15 protein-coding genes and 1 other RNA gene are annotated in these 14,514 nt (G+C 49.7%); 5 read left to right on the top strand and 11 right to left on the bottom strand.

Translation table 11 applies throughout. The features are described from left to right. Window positions 1-5: 5 nt before the first annotated feature. Window positions 6-1,196 (bottom strand): class I SAM-dependent rRNA methyltransferase, encoded by a 1,191-nt coding sequence (locus tag ACZ5TN_RS08755; RefSeq protein WP_464917594.1) that lies wholly within the window; start codon window positions 1,194-1,196, stop codon window positions 6-8. A 144-nt stretch (window positions 1,197-1,340) separates the two neighbouring features. Here ACZ5TN_RS08755 and ACZ5TN_RS08750 point away from each other — a divergent pair, with 144 nt between their 5' ends. Continuing rightward, a complete protein-coding gene (locus ACZ5TN_RS08750) occupies window positions 1,341-1,649 on the top strand; it encodes a DUF5748 family protein (RefSeq protein ID WP_011250737.1) in 309 nt (102 codons plus the stop codon). Window positions 1,650-1,685: 36 nt separating this feature from the next. Here the strand turns inward: ACZ5TN_RS08750 and ACZ5TN_RS08745 are convergent, their stop codons facing one another. The 3 genes from ACZ5TN_RS08745 to ACZ5TN_RS08735 all read right to left on the bottom strand — a co-directional run bounded on the left by ACZ5TN_RS08745 (window position 1,686) and on the right by ACZ5TN_RS08735 (window position 4,824). Further along, window positions 1,686-2,810 carry a tripartite tricarboxylate transporter permease gene (locus ACZ5TN_RS08745; protein ID WP_464916519.1) on the bottom strand — a complete coding sequence of 375 codons (1,125 nt, stop codon included), beginning with the start codon at window positions 2,808-2,810 and terminating at the stop codon, window positions 1,686-1,688. Further along, the gene (locus ACZ5TN_RS08740; protein ID WP_464916518.1) at window positions 2,789-3,919 is read right to left on the bottom strand and encodes a hypothetical protein; all 1,131 of its coding nucleotides are present in this window, start codon (window positions 3,917-3,919) and stop codon (window positions 2,789-2,791) included. Before ACZ5TN_RS08740 ends, ACZ5TN_RS08745 begins: the two co-directional genes overlap by 22 nt. 155 nt (window positions 3,920-4,074) lie before the next feature. Continuing rightward, window positions 4,075-4,824: an ATPase domain-containing protein gene (locus ACZ5TN_RS08735; protein ID WP_464916517.1), complete on the bottom strand. Its 750-nt coding sequence runs from the start codon at window positions 4,822-4,824 to the stop codon at window positions 4,075-4,077. Between the two features lie 199 nt (window positions 4,825-5,023). Between ACZ5TN_RS08735 and priL the strand changes: the two genes are divergently transcribed. From priL to ACZ5TN_RS08720, 3 genes are read left to right on the top strand one after another with little or no spacing between them, the layout of a single operon-like run. Next, window positions 5,024-6,226, top strand: coding sequence for a DNA primase large subunit PriL (gene priL, locus ACZ5TN_RS08730; protein WP_464916516.1), 1,203 nt, complete (start codon window positions 5,024-5,026; stop codon window positions 6,224-6,226). Continuing rightward, window positions 6,219-7,259 carry a DNA primase catalytic subunit PriS gene (gene priS / locus ACZ5TN_RS08725; RefSeq protein WP_464916515.1) on the top strand — a complete coding sequence of 347 codons (1,041 nt, stop codon included), beginning with the start codon at window positions 6,219-6,221 and terminating at the stop codon, window positions 7,257-7,259. The genes priL and priS overlap by 8 nt, the downstream gene beginning before the upstream one ends. Then, on the top strand, window positions 7,256-8,101 hold the full coding sequence (locus ACZ5TN_RS08720; protein ID WP_464916514.1) for a DMT family transporter: 846 nt from the start codon (window positions 7,256-7,258) through the stop codon (window positions 8,099-8,101). The genes priS and ACZ5TN_RS08720 overlap by 4 nt, the downstream gene beginning before the upstream one ends. A gap of 1 nt (window position 8,102) precedes the next feature. On the opposite strand, the gene rnpB is transcribed toward ACZ5TN_RS08720, so the two are convergent. The 4 genes from rnpB to ACZ5TN_RS08700 all read right to left on the bottom strand — a co-directional run bounded on the left by rnpB (window position 8,103) and on the right by ACZ5TN_RS08700 (window position 10,818). Further along, window positions 8,103-8,424, bottom strand: an RNA gene (gene rnpB / locus ACZ5TN_RS08715) — RNase P RNA component. A 38-nt stretch (window positions 8,425-8,462) separates the two neighbouring features. Next, window positions 8,463-10,097 carry a hypothetical protein gene (locus tag ACZ5TN_RS08710; RefSeq protein ID WP_464916513.1) on the bottom strand — a complete coding sequence of 545 codons (1,635 nt, stop codon included), beginning with the start codon at window positions 10,095-10,097 and terminating at the stop codon, window positions 8,463-8,465. A gap of 32 nt (window positions 10,098-10,129) precedes the next feature. Then, window positions 10,130-10,411 (bottom strand): hypothetical protein, encoded by a 282-nt coding sequence (locus ACZ5TN_RS08705; protein ID WP_464916512.1) that lies wholly within the window; start codon window positions 10,409-10,411, stop codon window positions 10,130-10,132. Beyond that, the gene (locus ACZ5TN_RS08700; protein WP_464916511.1) at window positions 10,411-10,818 is read right to left on the bottom strand and encodes a DUF61 family protein; all 408 of its coding nucleotides are present in this window, start codon (window positions 10,816-10,818) and stop codon (window positions 10,411-10,413) included. The genes ACZ5TN_RS08705 and ACZ5TN_RS08700 overlap by 1 nt, the downstream gene beginning before the upstream one ends. A gap of 221 nt (window positions 10,819-11,039) precedes the next feature. On the opposite strand from ACZ5TN_RS08700, the gene glnA reads away from it, so the two are divergent. Continuing rightward, window positions 11,040-12,371, top strand: coding sequence for a type I glutamate--ammonia ligase (glnA, locus tag ACZ5TN_RS08695; RefSeq protein ID WP_464916510.1), 1,332 nt, complete (start codon window positions 11,040-11,042; stop codon window positions 12,369-12,371). On the opposite strand, the gene ACZ5TN_RS08690 is transcribed toward glnA, so the two are convergent. From ACZ5TN_RS08690 to ACZ5TN_RS08680, 3 genes are read right to left on the bottom strand one after another with little or no spacing between them, the layout of a single operon-like run. Then, complete coding sequence (locus tag ACZ5TN_RS08690; protein WP_464916509.1) at window positions 12,362-13,225, bottom strand: DMT family transporter; 864 nt, start codon at window positions 13,223-13,225, stop codon at window positions 12,362-12,364. The genes glnA and ACZ5TN_RS08690 overlap by 10 nt on opposite strands. A gap of 9 nt (window positions 13,226-13,234) precedes the next feature. Next, window positions 13,235-13,999 carry an NAD+ synthase gene (locus ACZ5TN_RS08685; protein ID WP_464916508.1) on the bottom strand — a complete coding sequence of 255 codons (765 nt, stop codon included), beginning with the start codon at window positions 13,997-13,999 and terminating at the stop codon, window positions 13,235-13,237. Beyond that, a complete protein-coding gene (locus ACZ5TN_RS08680) occupies window positions 13,996-14,502 on the bottom strand; it encodes a hypothetical protein (protein ID WP_464916507.1) in 507 nt (168 codons plus the stop codon). The genes ACZ5TN_RS08685 and ACZ5TN_RS08680 overlap by 4 nt, the downstream gene beginning before the upstream one ends. Window positions 14,503-14,514: the final 12 nt, after the last annotated feature.

Here is a 14,514-nt window from a genome sequence, read left to right as displayed (position 1 = left end):
GCCCCTCACTTCATGTCCTCAACGTAGAGGAAGAGAGCCTTTAAGTATTCAGTATCCTTTGAAGCCATCAATATTGGGTGATCAGGAGCCTGCGTCCTGTACGGTTCCAGCATCTTGAGGAACTTGCCGGCCTTTGCCGCAGCCGCTATGACCATGTCCTTGAAGGTCTGCAGGTCAACGTGCTGGGAGCAGGAGGCGGTAACCAGTATTCCGCCCTCCTTGACCAGCTGAAGTCCTGCATAGTTAACGTTGAAGTAGGCCCTGAGTCCGCGCTTTAGGTCTTTCTCGTGCTGGACGAAGGCAGGAGGATCGAGGATAACGATGTCGAACTTCTCACCCCTCTTTATCATCTCCTCCATGACAGGGAAGGCCGAGCCTACGATATACTTCATCTTATCCTCGACGCCGTTCAGCTTCGCGTTCTCCTTCACCATGTTGATAGCCCACGGTGATTTGTCAACTGCCACAACTTCATCAGCTCCCGCAACCGCTGCGTGGATGGCAAAGCCGCCCGTGTACGTGAAAACGTCTAAAACCCTCATGCCAGGCTTGACGTACTTCTCAAGGGCTATCCTGTTCTCCCTCTGGTCGAGGAAGAAACCCGTTTTCTGGCCGCGCATGTCAACTATGAACTTCGCCCTGCCCTCCTCTATTATCGTCCTGTACTTCTCCTTCCCGAGGAGGACGCGCTCTATTTCGGGGAGGCCCTCCCTTCTCCTGCTCCTGCCGGTGTTCTTCTCGAAGACAGTCTCGATCTCGGGTTCGGCCTCCATTATCGCCTCAGCCAGGTCGAGCTTGAACCTCTCCATTCCGACGCTTGAAATCTGGATCGAAGCGATCTCGTTGAAGCGGTCAACTATTAGGCCCGGGAGATAATCCGCCTCGCCGTAGACCATGCGGTAGGCTTTGTCGTAGCCGAGGACATTCTTCCTGTACTCGTTGGCCTTCCTTATCCTCTCGCGGAAGAGCTCCTTGTTTATCTCGGTGTCCTTATCCTTTGTGACGAGCCTGACCATGATGTTTGAGTTCGGGTTGGCAAAACCTTTCCCAAGGAACTTGCCACCCCTTGTGTAAACCTCAACGATATCTCCAGGGTTTATCTCGCCCTCGGTTCTCACGACACCCTTCTTGAAGACTATCATCGCACCCTTTCCTATTGCCCTCGCTGCTTGAGCATCAACTATAACTCTCGCCATTCTCACCACCACCTGCGTTAAAAGGCAAGGGCTTTAAAAACTGTTGCTTTTCATTGCTGGATTTCTAAGCCCTTCAAAACCTTCCAACACGGCCGAGCGATAGGTATTTAACCATTGCCACTCTATAATCTCAAGGGTGATTCTATGCACTTCGAGGTAGTCAAGGAGTTTCTGGAGGACATCGGAGCCGACTGGATTGAGATTGAGGGGGAGATACACCTCGACCCCGAGGTCTTCTATGAGGTCTGGAAGTACGTCGGCCAGCCCGAGCTTAAGACGTACGTTATTGAAGACGAGGTCGTCGAGCCAGGTTCTTACGACCCTCCCGAGATGAAGTATACAGACGTTAAGAAGGTCAAGATCAAGAAAGTCTATTTCGAGACCCTTGACGGCAAGAAGATAGTTACCGACTACTCCGAATTCCAGAAGCTCGTGAAGGAGAAGTCAGCCTGATTATCCTTTCACTTCTCTACTCTTTTTTCTTTGAATCTAACCCAAGAGTACTGGCACCATCAGAGCCCCCATGCAGTTGGTCCGCTTAACGCCGAGCAGAACCGCCAGAATGCCAACGATGGAGGAGGCAGCGAGGGCCATGATTCCAGCGGCTCCGTCAAAGTACACTGAGAGGACAACAAGGAATAAAAGCACTCCAATGTTGAGGGCTCTGTACGGAATTTTGAAAACGACCGATGCAAGGATTTTCGATATGACTTCACCGTAGAGCATTACCAAAATCCCAACGAAGAGTGAAGCGAGGATAAAGGTGTAAAGGGTCGAAAGACCCATTGGGGACATCCTCATCACGATCCCGTTTCTAGCCCTCCCGGTTTCGAGAAAGTTAACCAGAGAAAAGAGGAAGTTTGCCGTGTTTGTGGAGTAGACAACCGCCAGAAAAGAGCGCTCGTCCTTTGAGAAAAACGACCCTATAAGCGCCGCCTGAGATGATGTGAACGCGGGAACCAAAGAAGCGACCATACCGAGAAGCGTTCCCATAAAAGAAAATAACACGAGAGATTTAGTGTCCATCTCCAGTTCAGCACTTCCGGGCGATACCTCGGACGTCTCGTAAAACAACGCAATGAGGATAACTGGAACTCCGAACAGACCCGTCAAAAGATGATAAAGCGGTTCGTTGAGGGAAATTCTGAGGATCATAAGTCCGACCAGTCCAGAAAGGATTACTATGGACGCCGCCCAGAGCTTTTTTGTGCCCTTTTCCGTTAACACCAGCAGAATCATCAGGAGCAAAACGACCGCCTTGCCAATAGTGAAAGTGTACATGGGCGCTATCGCGAGATACAGTGGAACCAGAGGGGTGAAAAACAGCGTCCCCAGAAAGCTCGAATACAGCGCTATTCTTATGACTTCCATTCCCTTCCCAGCAAGGACGAGTCTGTGTGCAGGCAGAATGCTGAGGGCCGTTCCCTCATCCGGAATTCCAAGGAAAGTTGAGGGAAACGCGTCGAGGTATGTGTGGGTGAGCCCCATCGCAAACAGCGTGAGTGAAGGCAACAGTGCACCATTGAGCAGAACTGCTAGAGTGTTGACGTGGATTCCCGGCGTTAAGCCAGTAAAAGTTCCAAAGAGCACCCCTAGCAGGAGCTCCCTGAGCATAAATCCTCACCCGATTGAATTTCAAATGCTGGCTTTTCTCGGTAAGTCGTGAAAAAGCCGTAGGCAGTTACGTTCTCTCCAGAAGCCACAGATATCCCAAGGGACTTGGGGAGCTTGAGCAAAACCCAGCAGTTTCCGTCGGTAACGTTGGCCAGCCCGAAGCCGTTGCGATACCTCTTCACCCAGGTAACGGTTCCAGAAATCTTGGCGAAGTTCCCGGGCGAGTACTCACAGAGCTCATTTGGGAGCTTTTCTCTAGGCTGGACAACTGAGCAGTTTATACACAGGAAAGAAGACTTTCTCCTCAGAGCCCTGATGTGAACAACATCTCCCACCCTAGCTTTGAATCCGTAGAGTCTCAGGTCAGTGCAGTTGAGCTTTAGTGTGCTTCTCGAATCCAAAACGAGGCACTTCGCTTCAACGATATCGCCGATGGACGAATTCCAGAGAGGTTTAAGCTTCGAATACCCTAGAAGTGCTATATCCTTGGGTTCTGAAGGATAAAGGTAGATGTAATCTCTAACTTTGACAATACCAGCTACTCGAACCCTCTGGCCAGGAGAAACTTCCACGCCCCTTAACTTCAAAACTTTGAACTCCTCACTCCCGTTCCAGATTGATATGTATCGGCCAACAGACATGACCACTCCCTCAACCACAAATGGAAACCCGTTCTTGGGAGATGCAGAAAATCCGCGCCTATGGACTTCAAGAGGATAGAACTTACTGCCATACCCCAGACCCCTCACTAAAACCAGCTCGCCCTTGGATGCGTTGATTGGAGTTGCCAGATACACCCTATCAGGTGTTAAAAGGTAAGGACTTCCTTCTGTCCAGTACGCTCCCTCAATTGAGTCCAGTGGAAAGTCGGGAAGTGAGGTTTCAAACGATGAAACGTCCATCCACAGGCCCCGGTTGGTCTTCCTTAAACGGCCGTGAACCGTGTAAACCCTCCCAACTTCCAGGGATTTACCAACGGCAACGGTCTGACTTCCGTTGTAGAGGATGGAGAAGCTGGGCGAAGAATATACACACAACCCGGTAAACGTATCCCCGCTGGGTGGAGAGAGCCGAATAAGCGCAAGAGAAACTATTGTTAATGATATCAACAAAACAATAACTAATCTAGACTTCATAACTCTTCAAAAAAGTAATCACTCGAAAGTTTAAAAAGTTTTTGAAAAAAGGAAGCACTAGCTAGAACAAAACACAGACTAACCGGCTAAAACGTTACGCGAAAGGGAAGCTCTTCACTGGAGACGGCTCAGTATATCTCACCGCTCGGGTACACAACGAGTCCGTCGCTCATTATTTCGAACGGGTACTTCTTCATTGAGTGCTTGGTCTCACGCATCTTCCTTATCAGGAGATACCTCTTCAGCTCAACCTCACGCTCTATGAAGTCAAGGAGAACAACACCCCTAGCAATGTACTCCTCAATTCCATACCTGCTGATTTTCCCCCTGGATGGTTCGGGGGCCTCAGTAGTCAGGATAGAAGTCACGCCCATCTCAAGAAGTATCGTGTTCAGCTGGAGCAGAACCTCCCTGATTTCTTCCTCTTTCTTTAACCTGAACGCGATGGATGGAATCGAATCTATTACAAGCCTTTTGGCATCTATGGCCTTAACAACGCGGTATATGTACCTGAGGAAGTCCTCGGTGTTAAGGTTGCCCTCAAGTACATACTGCTCCTCGGAGGGGAGGCCAACAACGGCGCTGACACCGTCTATGATTGCTATTTTACCCTCTTTTTCGTATTTCTCTATGTCCCATCCGAACGCGCGCATCTCCCTTCTGAGATCGACTGCACGCTCCTCAAGTGTCACAATGACACCAGGCTCGTTGTAAAGCTCAACACCCTTATAGACAAACTGGACTGCAAAGGTGGTCTTACCGCTACCCGTTGGGCCAGTTACAAGAACAGTTGTACCCTTGGGGAACCCGCCGTTTACAAGCTCATCGAACCCAGGAATCCCGCTTTTTACTCTGGGAACAGTCCATTCACCGGTCATTCCAATCACCGCGATATTGCTATGATTACATTCTGATAAGTCCTCGCTAACTGCTAGGTATTAGAAACTATCACAATATAAAACTTTTGGATGTTCAGACACCATGGAGAATTTTATTGTCTTCACAGTACATTATTGTGCACCTCCCAAAAAGGAAACCGTTTTATTGTTGATTATGTCACCCATATTAGGTGGGAGTATGCTTGACCCCTTTGGAAAAAGAGCGGAGAGCCTCATAAGGGAAGAATTTGGGGACCTGCTGGCCCTTCTGGAGCGAGTACCCTCCGCCATTTCAGTTGAGGAACCGATAAGTCTAGTAAGCTGGATGCTTGAATCAGAAAATCCACCGCAAGAACTTGTTGAGGTAGACAACCTAGAGGAACTCCGTGATCTGTTCAAGTTTTATGCTCTCCTCGGAGCGGCTTCTATATCCCCCTACGGGCTTGATGCCGAGGTCGTCAAGAGGGCTACCCTGCGGCTGTATTCCGAGAGAATAAAGGCCTCTAAAAATCTCAGTGAAACCATGTTGCCCGTTGTCCCCGTGGGAGAAAATGAAATTCCCCATAATGACCTGAACATCCTTGAAAGGAGAATGGACAGGAATTTATCCCCCGAGGAAAAGGAGAAGCTGAAAATAAAATACAAGATACCCATAAAGGACTTTCTAAACCTGTGGGGAAGCTCTCTGAAGGAGGTGTACATAAGAAACGGATACGCCTACCTCAGATGGGAAACCGCCCTGAAGATGTGGGAAAAAGCCTTTGAGAAGAGGTTCGAGAGGGCCGTTAACATCCTCTACGATTACAGGGATGAACTCCCAGAATTCTACCACAGGCTCAGGGAGAAACTCGAAGAAATAGCTGAGGAGTACTTCAGAGAGAGGGGAGAGATGTTCAAGGGGACTGCATCACCGCTAAGGTTCGACCTCTTCCCGCCGTGCGTTAAAGAAGCGCTCAAGGGAGTGCCCGCGGGCATGAGAAACTATGCCATAACCGTGCTTCTGACGAGTTTCCTCAGCTACGCGAGAATCTGTCCCAACCCACCCAGAAAAGACGTCAGGATAAAGGACTGCATTAACGACCTCAAGATCATCGAAGAAGAGATACTCCCTGTCATAATAGAGGCTGGAAACCGCTGTAAACCGCCGCTCTTCGAAGACCAGCCCCATGAGATAAAGAACATCTGGTACCACCTCGGCTTTGGTCTGACCGACAGCCCAACAATGGAGGACAGTGGAAACTCAACGTGGTACTTTCCTCCAAACTGCGACAAGATCCGGGCAAACGCACCCCAGCTGTGCAAACCGGACAAGTACTGCCGCGGAATAAAGAACCCGTTGAGCTACTACCTCAAGAGGCTCTACCTTGAGGGAAAGAAGAAGGAAGGTGAGACCGGTGAGTGAGCTGTTGAGGGAAGTAACGCCCGAAGAAAGGAGGCTCTACTACTCAGGGGAATGGGACGCCAAGAAGCTGCCAGAGTTCATAGTGGAGAGCATTGAACGGAGAGAATTCGGCTTTGACCACACGGGTGAGGGTCCAAGTGACAGAAAGAACGCATTCTCAGATGTCAGAGACCTCGAGGATTACATAAGGGCGACCGCTCCATATGCCGCGTATTCCAGCGTTGCCTTTTACAGGAATCCACAGGAAATGGAGGGCTGGCTCGGCGCTGAACTCGTCTTTGACATAGACGCCAAAGACCTCCCGCTCAGACGCTGCCAGAACGAGCATCCCTCCGGCCAAGTGTGCCCAATCTGCCTCGAAGATGCAAAGGAGCTCGCCAGAGATACACTGATCATTCTAAAGGAGGACTTCGGGTTTGAGAATATCCACGTGGTATACTCCGGCAGGGGATATCACATCAGGGTGATCGATGAGTGGGCGCTCAAGCTCGACTCCAAAGCCCGCGAGAGGATACTCTCCTACGTCAGCGCGGCAGAGGAGGTAACTTTTGACGACATCCAGAAGAGGTACATAATGCTGTCAAGCGGCTATTTCAGGGTTTTCAGGCTGAGGTTCGGGTACTTTATCCAGAGAATAAACGAAAACCACCTCAAAAACATTGGGCTTAAGAGATCAACGGTCGAAAAGCTCCTTGATGAAAAGACCAGACAGGATATCGTTGAAAAGTTCGTCAACAAAGGCTTGCTTGCCGCATTTCCAGAGGGTGTTGGATACAGGACGTTGCTGAGACTGTTCGGGCTCTCAACGACGTTTTCAAAGGCTTATTTCGATGGTAGGGTCACAGTTGACCTGAAGAGAATACTCCGCCTTCCCTCAACTCTCCACTCCAAAGTTGGGCTGGTCGCGACTTACATCGGAAGCGATGAAAAGAGACTTGAAAAGTTCGACCCCTTTAAGGATGCAGTGCCAGAGTTCAGAAAAGAGGAAGTGCAAAAAGCTTATCAAGAATGGAAGGAGCTACATGAGGGATGAACGGAAGGGCAAAAGTAGTAGTTTCCATGCTCATATGGGGCAGTGTTGGAATATTCGGAAGATTATCCGGCCTAAGTGGTCTTGGAGTCGCTTTTGCCAGGGTTTTCCTGGGTGCTTTGGTTCTGTTTATGGTTATTGGGTTAACCAGAATGGAGTTGCTAAGGGAGCTCCCCATGATTTTCCGAAGCAACTGGAAACCGCTGCTTGGCCTTGGTACAGCCCTGGCTCTCAACTGGGCGTTCCTGTTCACGGCCTTCAACTACACAACCATAGCAAATGCCGTAATGGTATATTACATCGCACCCATTCTTGCCACTCTCATGTCCTGGCGTTTTCTTGGGGAAACTATAGACAGGAAAACACTGAGCCTTATCATTCTAGCATTTTTAGGCCTCCTCCTGATAATGAGCGGCCAGGAAATAAGTTTCAAAAACCGGGACTTCGTTGGAATCCTGCTCGCGTTCACGGCGGCGTTCTTCTACGCTATGATACCCAACCTCGGGAGGTTCTTGAAGGAAGTTGACGGAAAAATCTTAACGCTCAGCCAGCTGGGAATTGCTTCTTTCGTCCTCCTCCCCTTTGTCATCCTCCAGGACGTTGGAAAGCCAGTCTGGTGGGCGGTTCTTGTGCTCGTGCTCATCCATACGGTTTTCGCGCTGTTTCTTTACATGGAGGGCCTCAAGGAAGTGGAAGTGAAGGACGCGGCTCTTTTGAGCTATCTTGACCCGGCGAGTGCTGTAGTTTATGCCTTCCTCGTCTTTGGTGAAGTGCCTGGAACGAGAACGGTAATCGGTGGAGTGCTTATACTTCTTGCCTCGGCTTTGGATGCTCTGAGAAGATGAGGCGAGGGGGCCGTAGCCCGCCTTCTGTATCAAGGGGGCATTCGACTGAGCGGCCTACCACGGGGCTCACACCGGGAACTCATCGCCCCTCCCTCGGCCTTGCACCCCGCGGGACGGCCGTTTCACCGCATCCCCCCGGGTCGTCTGCGGGTTAGCTCGGGCACCGTCGCCGGGCCCTTCACCGCTTTCATCCCCATATCCGGGGGGCCGTGTCGTTTCTGCGCCGTTGCCCGGCCTCTCGGCCGGTGCCTTGCGGCACCGCGGCCCCGGTGCGGTGGGCGGAACTTCCTCGGGAGTACCCCGAGAGCCCCCGACCCCCTCGCCTGAAGAACGTTAAAAGGGTGGAAATAAAAAGGTTTGGTCACCTTTTCTTCGGAAGCGATTTAAAGCTCTTGAATTTTGGCGGTTTGGGCCTCTTGAACCTTCCTAGGGGAGAACGGCGCTTTGGATTTGGTCTCTTTTTCCTTTTGCTCTTCGAGCTGAACTCCCGTTGCCACACGACCCAGATAAATGAGGCAACAAGAATAATAACCAAAAGAACTGCCGTCCAAAACGCGCTGCCGCGGGTAGAGGAGGTTTCTTCAATAGATGAACTCGATTCTGGAGTTGGAGTAGTGCTGGTGATGGGTTTGGATGACGTTGTGGTAGTGGGAGTGTTTGTTTCTTCAGGCGCAGGAAAGACCCAAACCCCAGAATATGAAGAGGTGTACTCAAGAACCTTCAGTGTGAAATTGTATGCAACGTACCCAGCGGTATCTAGCGGAATGGTAAGAACTACCAACCCGCTTCCTGGCGGTATATCAACAATAGTAGAACCTGAGTAAGAAACTGTTCCATCAATTGTTACATTGTAGAGAAGAACTCCCGATTTTTTAGAATCTGAATTATACGTCCGAATGTTGAACACTATTCCCTTCTTATCTCTGACAACACTGACGTTCGAAATGCTTGGAGGACTCAGAACAGTGTAATGAACTTCACCACCCCCAATACCGACACCAAAGAAGTACACCTGGTATCTAAGTGTATAGTTCCCCGGAATCTCAGTCAGCAACGGAACCCTAACGACCTGGGTACCTTCCGCCGCAGTTACTGGGATAGTCGTATTTTTCACAAACCGATTCTCATTATAATAACTTGCAACGAGGGTTAGATTTGCATTTCTCACGGACATCAGAGTTATGTACAGATGTCCAGTGTCATTTAAATAGAGATGATCTTTTTCAAGGGAGACGGAAACTACCGAAACACCAAGAAGAACCTTAAACTTCCTTAGCCGTGAGACTGAAGTAGTGGAGCACCTGACAGCAAGCTCAACCGTGTACTCCCCCTCGGAATACTTTGAGTCAATAGGAATCTCAAAAACCAGCGATGAATAGCCTGGAGCAACGACCATGCTTTTGGACACGGAATAGAGCTCTTTAACACCCTTAACTGAAAGACTGACATTGATGCTTACATTTTTGTGACCCAGATTGGATATTGGGGAATAGACTACTAAAGAATCCCCTATGAAGACTGTCCCGTCTTCAGGCTGAATACTCAATTGTCCAACGCTTATTGGGACCGAAAGAACTTCCAGGGGAACTGCTACAACGAACGTCCTCAAACTGCCGGAAGGGAGAGTCGCAAGAAAACGAAGCTTCAAACTGTAGTTTCCAGCGGGAACCTGCTCGGAGCAATTTATATAGTATGAAAATTCAACGACCTCATCTCTGTTCCAGCCCCCAAGAATTAATGGGGTAACCGTTACGTTGATACCCTCAACCTGACTGCCGTTCTGAGACTCAACCCAGAGAGCACGAAGGTATGTCCGCCCATAGGCCACCCCGGTTGGATTCATAATCGGTATTACACCCTTAGAATAGTCACCGGAAACAACGATTATACGCACGTCGGAAGAAGACTCGGAGAGCACAGGGGGAACATAAGGGATAATGAGTATAGCAATGACCACCAGTGAAATTATAGACGCCTTAATGGTCATGACAATCACCCGGGAGTATTAGAGGCTTTTAATATAAAACATTAGCGCACGTTTAGCAAAATTAAAACGCCTCCGCCAACGAGGAATAGTGTTATACTGAGAAAAATCTTGTAGAGGAGAGATTTTGAGAAATGGTCTTTAACTACTGCCGCTAAGATCATCAAAATAGTACCATACACAAGAGAGAATATCCCAGCGGCTACCTCTGGTCTCACTTTAAGCACCAGCAGGACTCCCAGCAATGCCCCAGCGAGGACAGTGGCGTGCGGCACGGTGAACATAAGGTACCTGAGAAAAACCTTCTCCTCTTCGTCCATGGCCATCACTCCATTATGAACGCGTAGGTGGTCGTCGTTGGAAGGACTCTCCTTATCCTAGGAAGGAGATACCTGGGATACCTGCCCTCCGATTTCTCTTCTAACGGATCGAACTGCCCAAGGATGGTTTCTATTACCTTCACTTCAATCTTTCCCCTAACCCTGAAGTAACCCCTATCCACAGTGCTAATCTCCAGGATTATCGGTAGTTTGAGCTTCTCTCGCTCATCATCCTCAAGGATGTCGGATAGGTATTCAAGCTCAGACGACCTAAAATAGTGCATGCTTCCGTCCCGTAGTATGACGTACCCGTCCCCATTTCTAAGGGCTTCTTTAAGGCTTACCCTCTGTCTCGGCAGATGAAGGTTGACTCTCATTATTTCTTTGTTCAGCAGGTCTTCGGCCGTGGGCATGTTTGAGGATAAGGGCGGCATCCTCAAAAACGTTGGTTAACATTTAAATGTTAAACACTTGGCATTTTTTCAATTGTTATTGACATCCCAACGTAAAAAGTGGAGCCGCGGGAGTTCATTTTGTCATCGTGACAAGCAATCATCAGAAAAAGTTAAATTTGAAAGAACAACCATTAAACCGTGTTAATATTGGACTAATGTTCACAAAATAGGTGATAAAAATGAACGAAATTAAGGGAATTGAGAGGGCGGTACAAGTCGAAGTCCCAAGGCCGAGGTTCCTTCTGCTGGCATTCACGGATATCAACGGGTCGCTAAAGGGCATGGAAATACCAATGGAGCGCTATGAGGAGGCAGTTGAGGATGGGGTATCCTTCGACGGTTCCTCGATACCTGGATTCGAAGGAATAGAAGACAGCGACCTTATATTCAAGGCGGATCCCAGCACCTACGCCGAAATACCGTGGGAGGGCATTGGAAGAGTTTACGGTTACATCTATAAAGGAGATGAACCCTACCAAGCCGATCCCAGGGGGATTCTGAAGAGAGTCCTTGAAAGGCTGGAGAAGGAAGGACTAAAAGCTCACATCGGCCCCGAGCCAGAGTTCTACATCTTCAAGAAGAACGGCACATGGGAACTTCATATCCCCGACAGCGGCGGATATTTTGACCTGGTTGGCTTGGACAAAGCCAGGGAGATAAGAAGGGAGATTGCACTCTACATGCCGTATCTCGGCCTCAAACCGGAGGTTCTGCACCATGAGGTCGGGAAGGCCCAGCACGAAATAGATTTCCGCTACGACGAAGCCCTTAGAACCGCCGACAACATAGTAAGCTTCAAGCACGTCGTTAAAGCGGTGGCAGAGCTCCACGGCTACTACGCCACATTCATGCCCAAACCCATCTACGACTTTCCCGGTAACGGAATGCACCTCCACATAAGCCTGTGGAAAGACGGTGAGAACGTTTTCATTGGAGAAGACGGCCTGAGCGACACGGCGCTACACTTCATCGGGGGAATCCTTAAGCATGCTAAGGCCCTTGCAGCCCTTACCAACCCAACCGTCAACAGCTACAAGAGGCTCGTGCCGGGTTATGAAGCACCGGTTTACATCAGCTGGGGTTATAGAAACAGGAGCGCCCTCATCAGAGTACCAGCTTTCAAGGGAAGTGGTGCGAGAATAGAGTACCGCTGTCCAGACCCGAGCGCAAACCCCTACCTCGCCCTCGCTGGAATTCTTATGGCAGGACTGGACGGAATAAAGAAGAAGGTCGAGCCAGACTCGTACGTCGAGACCAACGTTTACGAGATGGACGATGCCGAGAGAGAAAGACTAGGAATAGATACCCTCCCAGGAAGCCTTGGAGAGGCACTGGAGGAGCTGAAGAAAGATAAGACAGTCAGAGAAGCACTCGGCGGAGCCTACAAGAACTTCATCGATTACAAGGAGAGGGAGTGGGAAGAATACATTGAATACCTGAGCTCAAGAGACATTCCAGCCGACACCAAGAAGGTTACGGAGTGGGAGCTTGAGAGGTATTTCTACGTTTGATGGGCTCCCTCAGGCCCTTCTTTTTCTCCCATGTGCACTACGATGGAACCCCCTATTATGAGCGCCGCACCGAGTAGCTGAACCAGACTTAACTTCTCCCCAAAGAGGAGGAAAGCCAGAAAAATCGCCACGACGGGCTCCACAGTTGCCACTATACTGGCCCTGCTAACTTCCACCTCTTTGAGGGCGTGGTTGTAGAGAACGTAGCCAAGAAACGTCGGAAAGAGTGCCAAGGCAAAGAGATAAGGGATTGCCCCAGTGGGCACGCTGAAATCAGAGAAGGGGGCGAGGAATATCATACCAAACAGCAGTGTGTAGAAGAGCGCCTTTTCAGGCTCTTCTTTCCTAACCGCGAACTTGGCCAGGATGCCGTAGAGGGCATAAGTAAAGCCCGAAAGGAGACCAAAGACCAGGGCTTTGGTCGAGAATGAAGCACCAGATCCGTTAACAAAAAGCACGCCAAGGGTGACCATAACCAGCGCCGTTAACTTCTCTTTCGTTATTTTTTCGTTGAAGATCAGCCTGCCGAGGATTATTGAGTACATAGGCGCGGTATAAAGCAGGAGGACGGCGAAGGAAACGGAGGATATCGTAACGGTGTAAAAGTAGAGGGTATAGAACAGAAAGATGCTGAAGAAGCCGTAGAGGGCGTAGAACCTGAGCCTTGAGCGCTCGATTGAAAAGCCGATACCCTTCAGCTTGATATATGTACCGAGGAGAAGAAGGGCAAAAACGACGCGGTAGAAGACCATCGTAAATGGCGTCAGCCCAAAGCCATCCAAATACTTGGCGAAGATGCCGAGTGTCCCCCACATCGAAGCTGCCAGAAAAACAAAGAGATAGCCCTTCTTCATGATTTCACCTCAAAACTCCGGCCCCACAGGAAGCCTCCGCTTGTGCTCGCTCCTCCTTACAAGGCCCTCAACGTATTCGACCCGCTCAACGCCTATTCCAAGCTCCTCCGCTATCTCCTCCTTCGGCATCTTGAGGTCAACGAGGCGCCAGAGTATCTCGTCAAGAAGGCGGTAGCTTATTCCCAGCTCATCCTCATCAGTCTGTCCTTCCCATAGGCCCGCCGTGGGCTTCTTCTGGATTATTCGTTCTGGTACGCCGAGCAGCTTTGCTATCTCCCAGACTTCGGTCTTGTAGAGGTTTATCAGCGGCGCGTAGTCGCTCGCCCCGTCGCCCCACTTCGTAAAGTAGCCAGTTAGAAACTCGCTCCTGTTGCTGGTCCCAAGGACGAGTCTGTTGAGCTGGTTTGCATGAGCGTACAGAAGAATCATCCTTGTTCTGGACATGATGTTTCCCAGAGAGCGTTTGTCTGGCTGAAAGCCGAGCTGAGAGACGAAAGACTCAACGATCGGTTTGATGTTTATGACCTCGTAGTCTATCCCGAGGCTTTCGCAGACGAGCTTTGCATCTTCGACGTCGTTGTTCTCGTAGTAGGGCATTATGAGGCCCAGAACATTTTCTGTTCCAACCGCCTTCGCAGCAAGGTAAGCAGCTGTCGCACTGTCAATCCCGCCGCTTATCCCAATCACAAACCCACCACTGCCACTCTCTTCGAGCTTTTCTGAAAGGAAGCTGGTTATAGTCTCAATGGCGGCACGATAGTCAAGGGCTCTCATTTTTTTGCATCCCCCTTCTGCTTCTTCATATCTTCCTTCAGGGTCTCAAGGAAGCTGATATATCCCCTAAACGCAAACACACCGCCAATTATCATCAAAAAGAACGCGGGATAAGTAAGGTACGAATAGGGGTAGTCGAACCAGTAGACCACATACTCATACTCCAGATCCCCATCGAGAACCGTTATTTGGGGCGCTGATTGAACGTCCACGCTAACGTTTCCATTATTTAAAACGTACTCAAGGTCTTCTCCACCAAGGGACAGAAGCACTGACGCATTATCAGACCACATCACTAGGGTTCGATTAACGACATCGTAGGAGTACAAATTCCCCTCCTCGATTGTATGGTTACCCGGGCCAAGAACACCATGCCATTCGCTTTTTTCTAGGGTTCTATAAGATGCCGCAAACGACATGATGAGAGCGAGGAACAGCAAAATCAGACCGGCTAGTATTGGGGGGTAAGTTATACCTTTTTTGAATGTAGTCACGAGCCTCACCGAGAAGGAATA

Source organism: Thermococcus sp. JCM 11816 (assembly GCF_055396515.1).
This window is presented reverse-complemented; position numbering and strand designations above follow the sequence as displayed.